Raw genomic sequence first — 17,801 nt, 5'->3', positions numbered from 1 at the left:
ATGAATGAAATTGAAATTAACTTGAAATAATTTTTGTGGTTCGAAGCTCCCTGAGTAACTCCAGAAAAAGTGAAAAGTAGAAAAGACTTATATTTGCCACGAACCAAAAATTAACGAATGAAAGCATTTGTTTTTCCGGGCCAAGGCGCCCAATTCCCAGGCATGGGGAAGTCCCTTTATGAAGAAAACCCTGATGCAAAATCCCTTTTTGAAAAAGCCAATGAGATTCTGGGGTTTAGGATCACAGAAATCATGTTTGAAGGAACAGATGAAACGCTCAAGCAAACCAAAGTAACGCAACCGGCTATTTTTCTCCACTCGGTCATACTTGCCAAGACCACTCCTGATTTTGCTCCGGAAATGGTGGCAGGGCATTCATTGGGTGAATTCTCTGCATTGGTAGCCAATGGAACCCTCGCCTTTGAAGACGGATTAAAGCTGGTTTATCAACGTGCTCTGGCGATGCAGGAAGCTTGTGAAATCAACCCATCAACTATGGCGGCTATCCTCGGACTGCCTGATGAAAAAGTGGAAGAAATCTGTTCGGAATTCAAGGATGAGATTGTCGTTCCGGCGAATTACAATTGTCCGGGGCAGTTGGTGATTTCGGGCTCTATCAAAGGAATTGAACTCGCATGTGAAAAAATGAAGGCAGCAGGTGCCAAGCGGGCCCTACCCCTGCCCGTCGGAGGTGCATTCCACTCCCCTCTGATGGAAACTGCCCGTGAAAAACTCCAGAAAGCCATCGAGGAAACTCACTTTACTACACCGATCTGCCCGGTTTACCAAAATGTAAGCACCACAGCAGTATCCGATGTGAATGAAATCAAGAAAAATCTGATCATGCAACTTACTGCCCCGGTCAAGTGGACTCAGTCGGTGCAAAATATGGTCAAAGACGGTGCAACGCAGTTTGTAGAATGTGGTCCGGGAAAAGTACTTCAGGGGTTGGTGAAAAAAATCCATCCGGAAGCTGAGGTTTCAAGTATCTAAGAACAGTGAATCCCGCCTAAGTGGCGGGATTTTTTTTGAATAAAAAAAGGATGCTATTTTTTCCAGATTTTCACCTGGCTCAAATCATTACATTCTTCGAGCATCCTCAAGGTATTTTTTCCTGAAATCGGATGTTCTTTCTTAGGTAACACCTCAGCCAAAGGAACCAATACAAACCTGCGATCTTCAATAAATGGATGTGGGATTACCAGCTTTCCAGTATTAATAACTTTCTCACCATAATATAAGATATCAATGTCCATGGTTCTATCTCCCCAAGGTTCTTCTCGAGTGCGGCCCAGGTTGGTCTCAATCTCCCGAATGATTTCGAGTACATCCTCTGGTTCGAATTCGGTAGAAATGATGACAAGTTGATTCAAAAAATCCCCTTTGGCAACTCCACCCCAAGCTGAGGTTTCGAAGATTTTGGAAACTTTCAGCAATTGAAAATGATCATTTAATCCCTCAATGGCACGAAAAAGCAACTTTTCCCGATCACCTTTGTTTCCTCCTAAACTTAACACAACCTCAGTTTGCATCGCTTGTCACTTTTACAATTGTAAAGGTGAATTAAAATGGGCAATTTTCGAATTCAAATAATACATGTATGAAATTTCTAGGCAATGTACTGGCCGTGATCGTCGGCCTTTTCATTTTTACCATCCTAAGTACACTCATTTTCTTTGGAATCATCGGAATGATTGCAGCCTCTTCGGATCAAAAAGTGACTGTAAAAGAAAATTCCATTCTTCATTTGAATTTGAATGGGAGGACTCTCGTAGAAAGAACCGCTGAAGATAAGCTCGATTTGGGTGCATTTGGAAATCCTTTTGGCCCCGATATGAGCGCCGGTTTGATCAATTTAAAAAGGGCTATTTCTGAAGCTAAAACCAACGAAAGTATCAAAGGAATATACTTGAATGTTGGTCTTATTATGGCAGGTCAGGCAAATTTATTGGAACTCAGAGAAGCATTTCTCGACTTCAAAGAATCCGGAAAATTCATCGTCGCCTATGACGAAGCCTACAGCGAAGGGGGTTATTTTTTGGCTTCCGTTGCAGACGAAATTTACCTGAATCCGCTGGGAGCAATTGATTTCAACGGTTTTTCAACCGAAGGAATATTTTTCAAAGGACTCTTCGAAAAAGCGGGAATCAAGCCGGAAGTATTCCGGGTCGGTGAATTTAAAAGTGCCGTGGAGCCTTTTATTTTGACAAAAATGAGCGAAGAAAACAGACTTCAGACACAATTTTTTCTCGACGATATGAATAATCTGGCGGTTGCACAAATTGCTGAATCCCGTGGAATTGCCTTGGACAGTCTGCAAAAGATCAACAAGGAAATGCTTATTCGAAAGCCCCAGGATGCGGTGACTTATAAGTTGGCCACTGCCTTGGCGTATGAAGATCAAGTACATGCCAAGTTGCGTGAAAAACTCGGATTGGAAAAAGACGATGACATTTCTACAATAAACGCCACAGATCTCGGATCTGTAGTGAAATCCAAAAATATCACTTCCAAAAACCGCATAGCAGTAATCATAGCCGAAGGCGACATCGTCGGGGGAAATGCGGAAGGTGTCATCAGTTCTGAAAAGTTTGCAAAGGAAATCCGAAAGGCCAGAAAAGATGATGATATCAAAGCCATTGTCCTTCGGGTGAATTCCCCAGGAGGCTCCATTGTAGCTTCAGATGTCATCTGGAGAGAGATGACGGAGGCTAAAAAGGCAAAGCCCCTAATCGTGTCCATGGGCGAAGTGGCAGCCTCAGGAGGATATTACATCTCCGCTCCTGCCGACACCATTGTGGCACAGCCCAATACCATCACTGGCTCGATCGGGATTTTCGGCTTGTGGTTCAATGTCAAAGGATTACTGAATGAAAAGCTCGGGGTGACCACGGATGTCGTTAAAACAGGTCAGCTGTCTGATTTCATGAATCCTACGCGTGAACTTATGGAAGTCGAAAAAACCATCATCCAGTCAAGTATCGAAGATGGCTATGAGACCTTCATCTCAAGAGTGGCGGAAGGTCGCGGAATGCATCCTGATTCGGTGAAAAAAGTGGCTTCAGGGCGTGTTTGGACCGGTACGCAGGCTAAGGAAAGAGGATTGGTTGACGTACTCGGTGGATTGAATACCGCCATTGAGATTGCTGCAGGAAAAATTGATGCAGGAGACGATTATCGCGTAGTGTACTACCCTGCGAAAAAAACATGGGTTGAGGAATTGTTCAGCTCCTTTGGTGATAAAGTACAGGCAAGAATTCTGCAGGCTCAGTTGGGAGAAAATTTCCACCTGATCGAGAAAGTTAAACAGCTTCAAAACTATCAGGGTATTCAGGTGAGAATGCCCCAGGATATCGTGATTAAGTAATCTGATTAAACACAATACTGTCAGGAAGCAAATTTAATAACTCCATTGGGCCGGATGTCGGGTGTCCGATGTCCGATGAAGCCTAACATTTGGTCTTTTCAGGTAATTTTAAGTCTGATCAAATACTACTGGCAAAGTTCAGTATATGTATATTAAGTATAATTCAAATTTGGATATCCGCATATCCTGGTAAAAACCGATTGATTTATTGAAATCGAGCTTGCTTGGGGCGGACAGGCATGACTAAAAAGTCAAACGCTGGGATGATTATCAACCATGCGAGATTCCATCTGACCATAAAAAATCAATTATAAACAGATGAAATGCCCATGATCCCGTAGGTACGGGATCACACAGGGGAATGATTATAAAAGGGCATTCCATGTGACAGCTAAAAAACAAATTATAAACACATGAAAAATCCGGACTAAAAATCGAACGCTCCAAGAATCAAAAATCTTGGAGCGTTTTTTTATTGCTTCTGCAGAAGGTATTTCCACGCAGTAGAAACATTTCCACTTTCAAGTTCCTCCTTTGCTCTAAGGTGAAGGTGGTCAATCCAAGACTCCGGATCATTTTTAAACCGAATTCGCATTTCCCGGATTTCTTCTGAATTCGAAAACTCAATGACTTCATCTACGGTCGGTAATTCCATCACATTGCCCAGTCTACCCAAGTTGTTCCCGGTCAAAATAGGACTGTTTCGGATCTCCCCTGGAATCTGATCTACCCCAATTCCCAGATTTGTAAGCGGTTTGGGGATCTGAAAAAGCGAATCCGGAGTGATTCTGGAATACCAACTTCCGCCCAACCTTGCCACAGGACTTAACCTGAACGGATCGATGGCTCCTTTTTCATCCAAAACAGATTCATTGATATGAATCGCTACCACCTCACAGATAACAAGATTTCCCGCACCACCTTCAATGCCCAAAGACTTCACTTCATTTACTTTGCATTCCAGGGCAACCGCCGCTTCTTTTACCCGTGGCGGCGCAATCAAATCTGACTTGACTGGAGTAAGTCCTGCTTTTTCAAATTCATTTACCCCTTTTGGATATTCGGTACTGGCCAATGACATCTGCTCTACCCGATCGAAACCGACGATATGAATCACCACTTCGGGAACTTCCAGGACATTTTCGAGCGTGTGCTTGGTAGAATTATCCCGCACTCTTCGGGAGGGCGAAAAAATCAGAATCGGAGGATTGGCACTGAACATGTTGAAAAAACTAAACGGACTCAGATTCACGTTTCCAGCTTTGTCCACTGTACTTGCAAAAGCTATCGGTCGGGGTGTCACTGCACCCTGAAGTAAATTCTGGACTTCGGCTGTACTCAGGTCTTTGGGATAAAAGGTTTTCATGTGATTTTAATTGTTTTTATTGGTCACATGGAATCTCGCAAGGTAAAAAACAATCCTATTGTAACATTTTCGATGCGCTCGATTTCATATATTCAATTTACCATGCAACTTTAAACAGTTTAAGCCATTTTCCACGAAATAGTTCCTGATTTATGTTTCAAAAGACATTTTCCACCCTGTTGTTGACAATCACCCTGATTTTTGGTTTTTCAGAAAATCTGCTGGCACAAAGTCACCGGATCGCCACATTCAATATTCGCTGGGATAATCCCGGAGATGAAGGAAATCTCTGGAAAGACCGATTGCCTCATGTGGTAAGCCTGATCCAATTCCACCAAATCAGCCTGTTTGGGACGCAGGAAACACTCGTTCATCAATTGAAACAAATCAATGAGGGATTGGGCTACTTATCAATCGGAGTCGGACGGGATGACGGGAAGGAAAAAGGAGAATTCTCCCCCATTCACTATGATCCCAAACAGTATCAGCTGGAAGATTCGGGTACTTTTTGGCTTTCTCCCACCCCTGACAGTCCAAGCAAAGGCTGGGATGCCGCCCTCAACAGAATCTGTACCTGGGGCAGATTCAAAGATAAGAAAGGTAAAAAATTCTACGTCTTCAATGTCCACTACGATCATATCGGTCAGCAGGCACGCGAAGAAAGCAGCAAACTTCTTGTCGCCAAAGTCAAAGAAATCAACACCAAAAATCTTCCTGTCATCCTGATGGGAGATTTTAATGTCACACCGGAGAATCCGGCTTATGCTACTATCACCTCAGATCCAAGCTGGAAAGATGCCCGATTGGTTTCAAAAATCCCTGCTTATGGTCCAAAAGGGACTTTCAATAGCTTTGATTGGAACAAAATGCCTGATGGGATCATCGATCATATCTTTATTCAGGGAAAAATACAGGTCATCAGGCATGGGATTCTGACAGACAATTATGGGAAAAAATACCCTTCAGATCACTTTCCGGTGCTGGCCGAAGTGGTTTTTTAAACTATCCCGGAATTTTAAACTTTTCCAAAGTTCAAAACTTTGGAAAAGTTTTATAAGCCTAAAACAAAAAAGTCCCGCCCGAAAGCGAGACTTTTTTTATTCCAGACCTGTCAGGTTTTAAAAACCTGACAGGTCCATTGGTGACAAATCACTCTGCCAAGGCAGCTACTCCGGGAAGCACTTTGCCTTCCATGTGCTCAAGCAATGCGCCACCGCCTGTGGAAACGTAGGAAACCTGATCGGTGTAGCCAAACTTGTTGACCGCAGCAGCCGAATCACCACCACCGATCAACGAGAAAGCTCCATTTCGGGTAGCTTCAGCCACATACTCTGCGATTGCTTTAGTGCCTTTGTCAAAAGACTCCATCTCAAAAACCCCCATTGGACCGTTCCAAAGTACAGTTTTGGACTCCAAAATTGTTTTTCCGAAGAGTTCACGGGTTTTTGGCCCGATATCCAAACCCATCCATCCATCAGGAATTTCACCGCTGTTGGCCATACCCTGATTGGCTGTATTTGAAAAGTCATCGGCAATCACCGTATCCAAAGGAAGAATCAGATTCACTCCTTTAGCCTTTGCTTTTTCCATCAACTCCAATACAAAATCCATCTTATCAGCTTCCAAAAGGGAATTCCCGATTGATCCACCCTGTGCTTTTGCAAAAGTATAGGACATTCCGCCTCCGATGATCAGGTTATCGACCACATCCAACAATCGCTCGATGATCAGAATTTTATCGGCGATTTTGGCCCCGCCCATAATAGCAGTGTAAGGCCGCTCAGGATTGCCCAGAACCTTATCCGCATTCGTCAATTCCGATTCCATCAGGTATCCGGCAACTTTTTCTTTGAAAAACTCCGCAATCACCGCTGTGGAAGCATGCGCTCTATGAGCAGTTCCGAAGGCGTCATTCACATAGACATCGCCCAGTTTCGCCAACTTCCCAGCAAAATCTTTATCACCCTTTTCTTCCTCTTTGTAGAATCGAAGATTTTCCAGCAACAATACTTCTCCTGCCTTCAAAGCTGCGGCTTTACTTTCCGCCTCTGCTCCGATACAATCAGATGAAAACTGAACCGGAGTTCCCAATGCCGCTTCAACAGCTGAAATGATGTGTTTTAAGGAATATTTTTCCTCAGGACCTCCTTTGGGACGACCCAGGTGAGACATCAGAATGGCTGATCCTCCATCGTTCAGAATTTTTTTGATACTGGGCACTGCTGCCTGAATTCTGGTATCATCAGAAACGGTGAAATCTTCATTCAAAGGGACATTGAAGTCCACTCGGACAAGGGCTTTTTTACCTGCAAAACTCAGGCTATCGACATTTTTTACAGTAGAACTCATAGGATTTGTTTAATGGGTTTTGAAAGATTTCTCTTAAAAAGAGCCTGAATTTAAGCCAATTTCGGGCAAAATCCGGCCATTTCTAAGGATCAATTTGGGAATTCTTTGAATTTGGATTTCGTAATCGATTGTTTTGATTGAAATATTGAAAAATTCAAAAATTGAAAAATTGCTAATTGAAAACTGAGACAGCAAACTTCACTGGGCTTCGACTTTTGTCACACTGAGCGAAGTCGAAGTGTCAACCTGACAATTGCGAACTGATCATTGAGACTGTGACTCGGAACTGCTAACTATTTGACAGCCGCTCTTCTAAGCCGGTCATTGATCGCCCTTCCAAGCCCAACCTCAGGCATCAATTCCGCCAAAATCACAGCTGAATTTCCTTCATCCAGCTTTCGCATGGCTGCAAACAGATTTTTAGCTGCTTCGTGAAGGTTTTTATTTGGGCTTAAGGCAATCTGATTTCCTGGTAAGATCCCGGGGAAATAATCAGAATAGCTCAGGACGGCGAAATTGCTTTTTGCCTCTATATTTTCAGCTATCAATTGCCTCAGATCCCCTAAAATAAAAGGTTTTCTAGGCGCATAGTGACTTTCCAGAAGTCCGGGAGCCTGAGGATTACTGGAGCTATGATCTTTTATTATGACTGGACCCACAATCTTTTCGATTTCCGAAACCTCCAATCCTCCCAATCGATAGACCACAATTTCATCTTCCTCCAATCCCACAATCGTGCTTTCCAAACCCACTTCACAAGCACCCCCGTCGAGAATGTACGGAATCTTTTCACCCAACTGAGCGGCCACATGAGCTGGCGCAGTCGGGCTGATGTATCCAAATGGATTGGCACTCGGTGCTGCCAAAGGGAAATCAAGGGATTCCAACAAAGCCAAGGTCAGGGGATGCTTCGGAACCCGAACAGCCACCCGATCCAAACCCGAAGTCACCAAATCGGGAACAATCGGTTTGCGCGGCAAAAGCAAAGTCAATGGTCCCGGCCAAAAATTTTCTGCCAGCATTTTAAGCTTTTCAGGAAAGGATTCCACAAAATCCTCCACGCGCTCAATCGAGGAAGTATGCAGGATCAATGGATCAAATGAGGGGCGGTTTTTGGTTTCAAAAATCAAAGCCACGGCTTCCGCATCCAGCGCATTTCCGGCCAAACCATAGACGGTCTCAGTAGGAATCGCAACTAAGTCTCTTTCCTCTAAAAGTTGTTTTGCCTTTTCAATATCTTTTCCGATTTCCGCCATTTATTCACAAAAATCTGTAATCCAAGTCTGTGCCTCGGCATAGCCCAGCGAAAGTGCCATTTTCAAATCTGCACAACCTTCATTTTTCTGCCCCAAAGCACTCATGCGAGTAATACCAAGGAGGTAGTAGGCTTCTGCATTTTTAGGGTCGAGATTTACGGTATTGGTAAGGGATTCCAAACCATGTATCGGATCGTTCATTCCCAATTCGGCTTTCGCTTTTCTAAATTGAGCCTCTGCTTGGTTTGGATTGTTTTGAAGTACGGTCTGAAAATCCAATAGTGCATCTTCGTACTCTTCCATATTCAGGAGCGCTGTACCCCGATTGAAATAAATATCTGTTTGCGTTGCATCCAATGCCGTGGCAATATTGAAATCTGCGAGAGCGGCTTTGTAGTTTTCCATCTCCATTTTGGCATTTCCGCGATTAAACCAAGCTTTGTAACTAGTGGAATCGGCCTGAATCGCCAAATCAAAAACCGGAATCGCTTCCTGAATTTTCCCTTGCTGAAAAAGTGCGACACCTTTTGCATTTAAGGCGGTTGCATTGGCTGGATTTTTCTCCAAAAGCTGATCAAAATAAGTCACCGCCTCTGGCCAAGCTTGCGTATCCATTTTTTCCAGTCCTACTTTCAGCAATTCTTCCTCACTAGGGCTACAGGCGAAAAGGCTAACACAAAGCAAGCCCAAAATCCATAATCTCATCACGGCTAAATTTTCGGCAAAGATAGGGAAAATGGATTTAGGAGAAGATTTACTTAAGGTACTATTCCTTTTATGATAAACTTTCCGGTGAGTGGAGACACTCACCGGGGCAAAAAGATTGGGGAAATGGATTTAGGAGAAAGGTAACTTCAAGCGCTTTTCCTTTTGGACACCGGTATATTTCCAGTGATTGAACCTTCCGGTGAGTGGAGACACTCACCGGGGCAAAAAAGATAGGGGAAATGGATTTAGGAGAAAGGTAACTTTAAGCGCTTTTCCTTTTGGACACCGGTATATTTCCAGTGATTGAACCTAACTTTACCAGTGAGTGAAGACCTGCCTACCGGAAGGCAGGCACTCACTGAGGCGAAGAGACAGCTAACTTCAATCGGTATTCTTCCGGGACAGAAATCGGCTTCATCGTTTTCATATCCACGGAAACCATGACGCATTTGCATTTCGAAAAAACCCGGGATTCGCCTTTGCTGTCTGTCCCTATCAGGTATTGCTCCAGATCAAAAGATGAATTTCCGATTCGGGTGCACTTGACCAGGGCTTCGACCTTATTCTCCAAGTGGATCGGACGGATGTAATCGATCTCGATTCTACCCACGACCGTCCCGATAGTCATCACATTCCAGTCACACACTGTGTACAAAAAAACTGCTCTGGCATGCTCAAAATAGCTGAAATAAATCCCATTGTTTACATGAAGATAGCCATCGATATCCGAAAACCGGATCTGAACCGGGGTTGAAAAAGAAAATTGAGATTTGAGTTTGGCCGGATCTAGCACTTCCATCAAAGCAGAATTTCTGATTTACTGGTTTTTTCAAGCATCCGAAGTATGGACGGATTGTACCCGATCATGTCCACCACTGAGTCAAATGTAATCCACGCCAAAGAGACACTTTCGTCACTTATGATTAGGGGTTCATTGATATCAGCTTCGAAGAGATAGCGCACATCAAAATGAAAATGCTCCTTCACATGAGGTCTTTCGGGGATAATGTGCTTGTCTAAGTCAAAAATTGTAGAATCTACAAGTTCCAACGAAGTCAGACCACTCTCCTCTTCAGCCTCCTTCAGGGCAACCTCGATCAGATTTTCATTTCCATCGGCATGTCCGCCAAGCTGAAGCCACCTACCCAATTTACGGTGAAGGGTAAGTAAAGTGTGGGTTCTGCTTTTGTTCACTATCCACGCAGAAGCTGTAAAGTGCCCCTCCAATTGCTCCCGCTTGTAGCCCAGCGGATCATGGGTCAGTTCCGAGAAATCCGCAATAAAAGCAGATTCTTCCTCATAGGGTGTCCGATAATTTTGAAGCTGTTGTCTTAATCCTAATCTATCCATTTCAATATTTTTCAAATATGCCATCCATCAATTGGTCAAATGATTTGGCATCCTGATAAAGACGATCGGAATATACCGTCGCCAGTAATTTGATATAACTGGGTTCATTATCAATAGTAACTTTCTCCAAGGAGACATTTCCGTATAGCTGAGAGATCAATTCTCCTTCAGCCGGAAGCTGAATCGGAGGCTTGAAATAGAACTTCTCAGTCACCTTTACCCGATCGTTGATTTCTTCAAATTTTCGATCCAGGCTGACTTGCTCATAACCCAAAGCTAGAAGCCTTTGGCTAAAAGCCAAGAAAAGCCTGGAAAATGATTTCGCATTAAATGGATTTTCATAGGTCACAGCGAAGCCATTGGCATAGGGAGAATCAAATATATGAACCTGTGGTTGCCCGTTAATCCCTGTTCGCTTGAAATGGTAATTTTTGTAAACCAAAGCAAAAAGCTGCGCTGATTCCTCAGATTCTATCCATAAATCGAGGTCTGTTTGTTCTAATTCCTTTATCAAAAAGTTTTCCTTCAGCCTCATCGGGGATTTATCCGAGGGCTTAAATACTTTTTTGAAAAGATCATCAAGGAAACTACTCATGGGATTTTAAAGAAAGAATGTCATCGGCAGATCTGCTCACTTGATCCTGATCAATCAATTGTCGGATCAGACGTAAGTTGGCGTCGGAAGCGGGTTTTTTTAATTTTTCAAACAAAACCCGTTCAGATAACTCGCCCGATTCCGCTAAAGTTTCAAGTATTTTCAGCTTCATTCGGTCTTCTTGGGTCTCCGGAGATTGACTTTTCTTCATTTCTATGCATACATCACAGATCCCACATACAGAATCTGTCTTTTCTCCAAAATATTCCTGAATGAATTGTGTCCGGCAAATCCGAACCTGATTTACGTATTCTACCATGCTTTTGGCTTTTTCCATGGTCAGTTCTTTTCTCGCCTTAATCCTAGAATGGTTGAAGGGAAGTTTGCCTGCATCATAGCGATGAGTCAGAAAAGTAAGCTGCGGCTTGTCTTTACGCTGATCATAATCCATCACCTCGAGTTTTTGGATATCCAAAAGGGCCTTGATCAACTCAGACTCCCGCATCTCGAGGGATTTGGCAAGTTTGCTTTCCTGTATCTTGATGTATTCCGAAAAAAGATTTCCTCCATACGTTCTGAGCATCATTTTGATGATCGGGTCAAGCTTTGCATAGGCGATCTGCACTTCATATAAGCGACTAGGGTCCACACGAAAGTGTACCCGGGAGGGAGCAAAGAAACTCTCATTGATCGCCAAGAAACCTTCCTCCCCCAATACTTTGAGCGCGTAGAATGTCTCCAAAACAGGCAGCTCATAGGTATGGCAAAAGTCTGAAAGATCAAAGTCAAAACTGCTGAGCATGTTACTGCCTACGGCGAGTTGAAAGTAATTAGCCAAACATTGGTACACTCGTTTCAAAAAATCAATTGGAGGATAAACCAAGGCCGATCGATTCAACACCTGCTCAAAATCCTGTTCATTCGCCAGTAAAACAGCAAAGGCCTTTTCCCCATCCCTTCCGGCACGACCGGCTTCCTGATAATAATTTTCAAGATTTTCCGGTAGGTCATGGTGAATGACAACCCGCACATCAGGTTTGTCAATTCCCATTCCGAAGGCATTGGTACTGACCATCACCCTTACTTTATTGGCTTTCCAAGCTTCCTGCCGATCACCCCGATCTGCATTGGAAAGTCCGGCATGATATGCCGCCGCCGAGATTCCCAATTGGGTGAGCGCTTTGGCAATCTGATGGGTCGCCTGTCGGTTTCGCACATACCAAATGGCAGTTCCGGGGATTCGCTTAAGTATTTCGATTCCTTTTTCAAGCTTATTTTCCACCAGCCTAACACTGTAGCTGAGATTTTTCCGCGAAAAGCTCTGATGAAACTCCCGATAAGATTTCATTTCCAGCTTTTCTATAATATCAACACAAACCTGAGGCGTTGCAGAGGCGGTCAAAGCAAGGACATTTACTTTGGGGTGAAAAACCCGGATGGCGGCAATCTCAAGATAAGGAGGACGAAAATCGTAGCCCCACTGAGAAATGCAATGTGCTTCATCCACCGCGATCAGATTGATATTCATCTGCCGAAAGCGCTCGATGAACAACTCCTGCTTGAGTCGCTCCGGGGAAACGTAGAGAAACTTGAAATCCCCATAAATACAATTGTCCAAAGTCGTGTCGATCTCACGATAACTCATCCCAGAGTAGATCGCCGAAGCCTTAATTCCCTTGGCTTTCAGATTATCGACCTGATCTTTCATCAATGCGATCAAGGGTGAGATCACCAGGCAAATCCCCTCCTTGGCTAATCCGGGAATTTGGTAACAGAGGCTTTTTCCTCCGCCTGTCGGCAAAAGCGCAAGCGTGTCCTTCCCCTCCATCACCGAGTCGATGACCTGCTTTTGAACCGGACGGAAATCTTCCAGCCCAAATACATTCCTCAGTATAAGATGGAGGTTCGTTTCCAATTACCAGCTAGGTTTGGTCTTGCTTAAAAATGCGGCAACCCCCTTGATACAATCGGAATGGCCACGGGCTTTTGCATTGGCCTCTGCCGCGAGGTCCAATGCCTGATGCCGGACACTTTCATTCAAGCTTCGGAGCAATCTTTTGGTTTCCTTCATGGAAAAAGCAGAATTTTCAGCAACCAGTTTTGCAGCGAATTCACGCGTCCTTTTTTCCAAAAACTCACCCTCAACTACTTCTGTAATCAATCCCATAGCCACAGATTTGGAGGAAGGGATCAATTCACCGGAAAGCAAGAGTTCGGTTGTTTTAGCCTGACCAATCTGCTCAGTAAGAAAGACCGAAACCAAGGCGGGAATAAAGCCGATTTTCACTTCAGTATATCCGAAAAGTGCTTCCGGCGCTGCAAATGCAAAGTCACACACGCTCACCAAGCCACAGCCTCCGGCCAAGGCATGACCCTGGACTTGAGCGATGACGACTTTTGGGAACTCGTAGATTTTTGAAAAAAGGGCTTTCAGCCGATTGCTGTCTGCCAAATTTTCTTCATAGGAAAAATACTGCATTTGCTGAATATAATCCAGGTCAGCACCGGCACAAAAGGCCTTTCCGGCAGCCTGCAAAATGACCACTTTTACCTCATCATCCTGCTCGAAGGCTGAGAATGCTTTATCCAATTCAATGATTAGATCGGGACTTAGTGCATTTCGCTTTTCCGGCCGATTGAGCGTGATAAATCCGATGCCTTGATTGATTTTGGTGAGTACAGAATTCTCCATGCGTTGATTTGGGCTTTGGGAGTATAAATTACAGGCATAATCTGCCACTGCCAAGTAGCCGGTCAGAAAACTATCTGAAATGCGCCACTTTTTGCATACAGCGAATCCGAAATAGGCAATTCTTTGAATTTAGAAAATGAGAATTCTCTCACAGATTTCGGCTTTACGCTGCCCCAGTGAATTTTTTGGGAGGTGGGATTATAGCTGAAATCCCAAATGGGAAAAGTAAGCACTGAATCGGTTTTGTAGGCCACTGTGGACTCCGGAAGCTGCGGACGCTGAAATGCGATCCGATTTGGGTCAATAGAAAAGCTAATCTGTTCTGTTGGGAAATTTTCGTTCCAAGAAAAATTCTTGCTCCCAATTTTGAGATCCATCAGCGTTCCTTTTCCATCGGAAAATAGCAACATTTCTTGGGCAGATTGATTCCATTCCCTGACCAATCGATCCCCAGACCAAATCAAAAAGAGGCAAATTGAGCTATAGACAAGCTTTCTCCTGTTGCCCAACTCCCAATTAGCCCAGATGATCAAAATGCTCCAAACCAGAAGCATCCCTGCAAATGTAATGGTCAGACGCTCCAAATTGCCGCCAGGAAAAAGCTGAATTGCACGGGTAATCCAGTTTTGAACCCCGATCAGGCCGCTCACAACCCAACCTAAAAAGGCCCCAAGAAACGGAACCCAACTGAACACCAAAAAAGGAATCCCAAATTGCATCACCAGAAATGAAAGTGGAATAATGACCAGATTTGCTATCAAAAAGTAGCTGGGGAAAATATGGAAATAGTAAACCGAAAGCGGAAAAGTCGCCAACTGAGCAGCAATACTTACTGCTGTTAGTTGCCAAAAATATTCCAAAACCATATTGGGAGGAATCCAGAACCGCGCGATCAGTGGCTGAATCAGCAAAATTCCCGCAACTGCTACATAGGATAGCTGAAAGCCAACCTCGAAAATCACATCGGGATTGATTACGATCATGATCATAGCCGAAAATGCCAAAATATTGAATGAGGAGGGTTTCCGCTCCCGCATTTGGCCGACAGTAAATAGTGAAAACATCGTGGCTGCCCGCACTACAGAAGGAGAAAAACCCGTGAGAACTGCATAAGTCCAAATCAGAATTATGACTGCAAACAGATAGCCTTTCTTTTGTTTTGATCTAAGCCGAAGTCCTTTGAGCGGGAAAAGCAAAATCGCATAAATTATCCCTACATGAAGCCCTGAAACAGCCAGAATATGCATGGTTCCGGTCTCGGCATAGGCGTTTTTGATTTCCTTGTCCAAGTTCTCCTTCTGACCCAAAAGCAAGGCCGCTGCAATCTGCTGTGATTCAGGATCAGGAACTTTAGTCTGGACTATACCAACCAATTCCTTTCGAAAATTACTGAGCCAATATTTGGGATGATCCACTTCTGAGGAATCAAAAATGACGAATTTCTCACCGATAAACTGACGAAAATGAATTCCCTTTCTGGCTAAGAAACCACTGTAATCAAACTCGTTGGGGAAAATCGGAGAAGGGATTTTCTCGGGAGATTTTTCAACCAGAATTACCTGACCGGGTACAAAAGGCAGCTTGCCTTTGTGATAAATCAAAACCTTACCCTTGGATTTTTTCCAACCCAAACTGTCACTTACCGCGATGACCTCTAGCAGATTTTCGAAGGAATTCGGCTTTTCCAGATCGTATTTTTCCACGCGGGCGAGATAGGATTGAGCATACTCAAGATTATGATTTACTACATAATAGGAGCCTTTTTTTTGAATTTCCGAAAACAATAAACCTGCCGTGAATAGCATCAAATAGCCTAAAAAGGCGGGAGTCAATTGTCCGGAACTTTCCTTTTGCGAAGCCAAAATCAAATAAGCAATCCACAATACCGCGATGAAAGTAGATGGAATCCAAAGTGGGATATCCGTTTTCGCTTGCGAAAAAAGAACTCCGGCGATCAAAAATGGCAGATACCTCAAAAATGGAAAGTCAGCGAATCTCATTTTTTGAAAAAATTAAACTTAAGGTAAAAAAATATAGGCAAAAAAAAGAGCCTCGAAAGGCTCTGAATAATTAATTTTTAGAGGAATTAGAATCGATAACCAAGGCTAAAACCACCATTCAGCTCAACTCCTGTGAATTTGCTAGACACAGCATCACTAAAATTCCGCGCGACACTGAGATAAGGGCCAAATGCGAAATGTTGAGAAACTTCCCACTTATAACCCGCGCCTGCACCCAAAATAAATGCTGCCATATCAGTGGTAGAAATTCCTCCGGGCGCTGATTCTTCATAATCCCCAAACCTGAATTTCACAAAAGGGTACACATGAAATCTCCCATTAGGGTTGTTGCCAAAATAGAAATTCATCCCCGATTGGATAGAATTGGTTTTGAATGTTTTGCCATTACCTTCCGCGTTATAGCCAAAGCGATCATTAATATGAAGCTGAATATCAAGGGAGTGACTTTCGCTAAGAAATCGCTCATAGCCCACCTCAAATGCCCCAAGTACAATCAGGTTAAGGAAATTGAATTTTACTTCATTTTCAAAATTTCCCAGATTGGGATTTGAAATGCCTGATGATGAAATGACTTGTTGGGAAAACGCTGAAACAGCGAGTGCCATGACAAAAAAAGCGGATAGCGTAATTTTTTTCATAATAAACTAGTTGGTTTAATTTATTTAGACAATGATTAGGCCAATTCCATCTTGTAATGCTGGATATTACATTCTTCAAACATATCTCCTACTTTTTCAAAACCGAATTTGGTATAAAGAGGCATTGCAGAAAGCTGGGCATGAAGGTATTTGGTTTTACCGGCAGCCTCCGGCGTAGATTTCAAATCCTCCAAGACAGCAGCAACAAGCGCCTGTCCCACTCCTTTTCCACGAGCTCCTTCCAAAACAGCAAAACGCTCCAATTTCACGCCGTTTTTAGTAAATCTCCATCTCGCCGTTCCGACAGGTTTTCCATCTATTTTGGCCAGAAAATGCCGGGACTCCTTTTCAAATTCATCATACTCCGCTGCCGGGTCTACCCCCTGCTCTATGACGAAAACCAATTCGCGGATTTTGAAGGCTTGATCAAAGGATTCCTTATTCGTTATTTTTTCGACTATTGGCCTCATACCGTCTTTGTTCTTCTGATTCCTGATTCACCTCGTAGGCCTCGATGATTGCCTTCACAAGTTTGTGTCGGATTACATCTTTTCCACTCAGGCTTACCACGCCGATGCCTTTTACATCTTTCAGGATTCGAAGAGCTTCAGACAGTCCTGATTTTTGTCTGACTGGCAAATCCACCTGAGTCTGATCACCGGTGATGATCACTTTGGAATTAGGACCCATTCGGGTTAAAAACATCTTGATTTGCTCACTTGTGGTATTCTGAGCCTCATCCAAAAGCACAAAAGCATCGTGAAGGGTACGCCCTCTCATGTAGGCTAGCGGAGCAATTTCAATTACCCGGGTTTCCTGGTAATATTTTAATTTTTCGGGCGGCACCATATCCTGAAGCGCATCATAGATTGGCCGCAGGTAGGGATCGAGCTTTTCCTGAAGATCTCCTGGGAGAAATCCCAGATTTTCACCCGCTTCCACGGCAGGGCGCGTGATGATGATCCGCTTAACCTCCCGGTTTTTCAAAGCCCGAACTGCCAAAGCCACAGCGATGTAGGTTTTGCCCGTTCCCGCAGGCCCGAGGGCGAAAACCAGATCATTTTTCATGGCAGCATCTACCAGTTTGCGCTGATTCGGTGACTTTGGTTTGATCACCAGCCCTTTGTTACCAAAGACAATCACTTGATCCCGGTTGGCCTCCTCAAAGGGAACCCCTTCGATATCGAGGTAATCCTTGACATTTTCGGGAGTGAGATGTCCAAACCTGTCAAAATGTTCCAACAGGAGATTGATCAGGTCATTGATCCGCAAAATCTCCGGTGCACCACCTTGGATTCGGATTTCATTGCCACGGGACACAATTTTGCTTTGGGGAAAAGCTTGGGAAATTTGCCGTATATTTTCATTGGCAGTGCCCAAAAACTCAGCCAACGGGACATTCTCTAAAGTGATTACTTTTTCGACCAATCTTTTTTATGATTTAGGTTTACCTTAAGGC

General features: G+C 43.8%; 17 protein-coding genes. 3 read left to right on the top strand and 14 right to left on the bottom strand.

The features are described 5' to 3' along the window. Nucleotides 1-117 precede the first annotated feature (117 nt). Nucleotides 118-993, top strand: coding sequence for an ACP S-malonyltransferase (gene fabD, locus BLQ81_RS13880; RefSeq protein ID WP_092731023.1), 876 nt, complete (start codon nt 118-120; stop codon nt 991-993). Nucleotides 994-1,046: 53 nt separating this feature from the next. Here the strand turns inward: fabD and folK are convergent, their stop codons facing one another. After that, nucleotides 1,047-1,532, bottom strand: a complete 486-nt coding sequence (gene folK, locus BLQ81_RS13875; RefSeq protein ID WP_092731021.1) for a 2-amino-4-hydroxy-6-hydroxymethyldihydropteridine diphosphokinase — start codon at nt 1,530-1,532, stop codon at nt 1,047-1,049. A gap of 68 nt (nt 1,533-1,600) precedes the next feature. Between folK and sppA the strand changes: the two genes are divergently transcribed. Continuing rightward, nucleotides 1,601-3,367: a signal peptide peptidase SppA gene (gene sppA / locus BLQ81_RS13870; RefSeq protein ID WP_092731019.1), complete on the top strand. Its 1,767-nt coding sequence runs from the start codon at nt 1,601-1,603 to the stop codon at nt 3,365-3,367. Nucleotides 3,368-3,839: 472 nt separating this feature from the next. On the opposite strand, the gene BLQ81_RS13865 is transcribed toward sppA, so the two are convergent. Beyond that, a complete protein-coding gene (locus BLQ81_RS13865) occupies nt 3,840-4,733 on the bottom strand; it encodes a flavin reductase family protein (protein WP_092731017.1) in 894 nt (297 codons plus the stop codon). Between the two features lie 152 nt (nt 4,734-4,885). Here BLQ81_RS13865 and BLQ81_RS13860 point away from each other — a divergent pair, with 152 nt between their 5' ends. Further along, a complete protein-coding gene (locus tag BLQ81_RS13860) occupies nt 4,886-5,734 on the top strand; it encodes an endonuclease/exonuclease/phosphatase family protein (protein ID WP_092731015.1) in 849 nt (282 codons plus the stop codon). 148 nt (nt 5,735-5,882) lie between these two features. On the opposite strand, the gene BLQ81_RS13855 is transcribed toward BLQ81_RS13860, so the two are convergent. From BLQ81_RS13855 to BLQ81_RS13800, 12 genes are all read right to left on the bottom strand, one after another. Continuing rightward, nucleotides 5,883-7,082, bottom strand: coding sequence for a phosphoglycerate kinase (locus tag BLQ81_RS13855; protein ID WP_092731013.1), 1,200 nt, complete (start codon nt 7,080-7,082; stop codon nt 5,883-5,885). Between the two features lie 293 nt (nt 7,083-7,375). Further along, nucleotides 7,376-8,338 (bottom strand): L-threonylcarbamoyladenylate synthase, encoded by a 963-nt coding sequence (locus BLQ81_RS13850; protein WP_092731011.1) that lies wholly within the window; start codon nt 8,336-8,338, stop codon nt 7,376-7,378. After that, nucleotides 8,339-9,043 carry a tetratricopeptide repeat protein gene (locus tag BLQ81_RS13845; RefSeq protein ID WP_092731009.1) on the bottom strand — a complete coding sequence of 235 codons (705 nt, stop codon included), beginning with the start codon at nt 9,041-9,043 and terminating at the stop codon, nt 8,339-8,341. Nucleotides 9,044-9,401: 358 nt separating this feature from the next. Further along, a complete protein-coding gene (locus BLQ81_RS13840; protein ID WP_092731007.1) occupies nt 9,402-9,845 on the bottom strand; it encodes an acyl-CoA thioesterase in 444 nt (147 codons plus the stop codon). Then, complete coding sequence (locus tag BLQ81_RS13835; RefSeq protein ID WP_092731109.1) at nt 9,845-10,396, bottom strand: NUDIX hydrolase; 552 nt, start codon at nt 10,394-10,396, stop codon at nt 9,845-9,847. The genes BLQ81_RS13840 and BLQ81_RS13835 overlap by 1 nt, the downstream gene beginning before the upstream one ends. A 1-nt stretch (nt 10,397) precedes the next feature. Continuing rightward, a complete protein-coding gene (locus tag BLQ81_RS13830) occupies nt 10,398-10,991 on the bottom strand; it encodes a hypothetical protein (protein ID WP_092731005.1) in 594 nt (197 codons plus the stop codon). Continuing rightward, complete coding sequence (locus BLQ81_RS13825) at nt 10,984-12,906, bottom strand: RecQ family ATP-dependent DNA helicase (protein WP_092731004.1); 1,923 nt, start codon at nt 12,904-12,906, stop codon at nt 10,984-10,986. Before BLQ81_RS13825 ends, BLQ81_RS13830 begins: the two co-directional genes overlap by 8 nt. Next, nucleotides 12,907-13,683, bottom strand: coding sequence for an enoyl-CoA hydratase/isomerase family protein (locus BLQ81_RS13820; protein ID WP_092731002.1), 777 nt, complete (start codon nt 13,681-13,683; stop codon nt 12,907-12,909). 62 nt (nt 13,684-13,745) lie between these two features. Further along, nucleotides 13,746-15,683, bottom strand: a complete 1,938-nt coding sequence (locus tag BLQ81_RS13815) for a ComEC/Rec2 family competence protein (protein WP_092731000.1) — start codon at nt 15,681-15,683, stop codon at nt 13,746-13,748. A gap of 86 nt (nt 15,684-15,769) precedes the next feature. After that, a complete protein-coding gene (locus BLQ81_RS13810; RefSeq protein WP_092730998.1) occupies nt 15,770-16,342 on the bottom strand; it encodes a DUF3575 domain-containing protein in 573 nt (190 codons plus the stop codon). A 35-nt stretch (nt 16,343-16,377) separates the two neighbouring features. Next, on the bottom strand, nt 16,378-16,812 hold the full coding sequence (locus tag BLQ81_RS13805; RefSeq protein ID WP_092730996.1) for a GNAT family N-acetyltransferase: 435 nt from the start codon (nt 16,810-16,812) through the stop codon (nt 16,378-16,380). Beyond that, nucleotides 16,781-17,770, bottom strand: coding sequence for a PhoH family protein (locus BLQ81_RS13800; protein ID WP_092730994.1), 990 nt, complete (start codon nt 17,768-17,770; stop codon nt 16,781-16,783). The genes BLQ81_RS13805 and BLQ81_RS13800 overlap by 32 nt, the downstream gene beginning before the upstream one ends. Nucleotides 17,771-17,801: the final 31 nt, after the last annotated feature.

Origin of the sequence: Algoriphagus alkaliphilus, from assembly GCF_900103735.1 — a bacterium.
In the GTDB taxonomy this organism is placed as follows: Bacteria; Bacteroidota; Bacteroidia; order Cytophagales; family Cyclobacteriaceae; genus Algoriphagus; species Algoriphagus alkaliphilus.
Note: the sequence above shows the minus strand (reverse complement) of the source record. Positions and strands in the feature narration are given on the sequence as shown.

What these genes read in the sequence shown, in the direction of transcription:
- sppA (WP_092731019.1), top strand. Translation starts at nt 1,601, where the DNA reads ATGAAATTTCTAGGCAATGTACTGGCCGTGATCGTCGGCCTTTTCATT.
- fabD (WP_092731023.1), top strand. Translation starts at nt 118, where the DNA reads ATGAAAGCATTTGTTTTTCCGGGCCAAGGCGCCCAATTCCCAGGCATG.
- BLQ81_RS13860 (WP_092731015.1), top strand. Translation starts at nt 4,886, where the DNA reads ATGTTTCAAAAGACATTTTCCACCCTGTTGTTGACAATCACCCTGATT.
- BLQ81_RS13830 (WP_092731005.1), bottom strand. Translation starts at nt 10,991, where the DNA reads ATGAGTAGTTTCCTTGATGATCTTTTCAAAAAAGTATTTAAGCCCTCG.
- BLQ81_RS13835 (WP_092731109.1), bottom strand. Translation starts at nt 10,396, where the DNA reads ATGGATAGATTAGGATTAAGACAACAGCTTCAAAATTATCGGACACCC.
- BLQ81_RS13815 (WP_092731000.1), bottom strand. Translation starts at nt 15,683, where the DNA reads ATGAGATTCGCTGACTTTCCATTTTTGAGGTATCTGCCATTTTTGATC.
- BLQ81_RS13865 (WP_092731017.1), bottom strand. Translation starts at nt 4,733, where the DNA reads ATGAAAACCTTTTATCCCAAAGACCTGAGTACAGCCGAAGTCCAGAAT.
- BLQ81_RS13840 (WP_092731007.1), bottom strand. Translation starts at nt 9,845, where the DNA reads ATGGAAGTGCTAGATCCGGCCAAACTCAAATCTCAATTTTCTTTTTCA.
- BLQ81_RS13810 (WP_092730998.1), bottom strand. Translation starts at nt 16,342, where the DNA reads ATGAAAAAAATTACGCTATCCGCTTTTTTTGTCATGGCACTCGCTGTT.
- BLQ81_RS13820 (WP_092731002.1), bottom strand. Translation starts at nt 13,683, where the DNA reads ATGGAGAATTCTGTACTCACCAAAATCAATCAAGGCATCGGATTTATC.
- BLQ81_RS13850 (WP_092731011.1), bottom strand. Translation starts at nt 8,338, where the DNA reads ATGGCGGAAATCGGAAAAGATATTGAAAAGGCAAAACAACTTTTAGAG.
- BLQ81_RS13805 (WP_092730996.1), bottom strand. Translation starts at nt 16,812, where the DNA reads ATGAGGCCAATAGTCGAAAAAATAACGAATAAGGAATCCTTTGATCAA.
- BLQ81_RS13855 (WP_092731013.1), bottom strand. Translation starts at nt 7,082, where the DNA reads ATGAGTTCTACTGTAAAAAATGTCGATAGCCTGAGTTTTGCAGGTAAA.
- folK (WP_092731021.1), bottom strand. Translation starts at nt 1,532, where the DNA reads ATGCAAACTGAGGTTGTGTTAAGTTTAGGAGGAAACAAAGGTGATCGG.
- BLQ81_RS13845 (WP_092731009.1), bottom strand. Translation starts at nt 9,043, where the DNA reads ATGAGATTATGGATTTTGGGCTTGCTTTGTGTTAGCCTTTTCGCCTGT.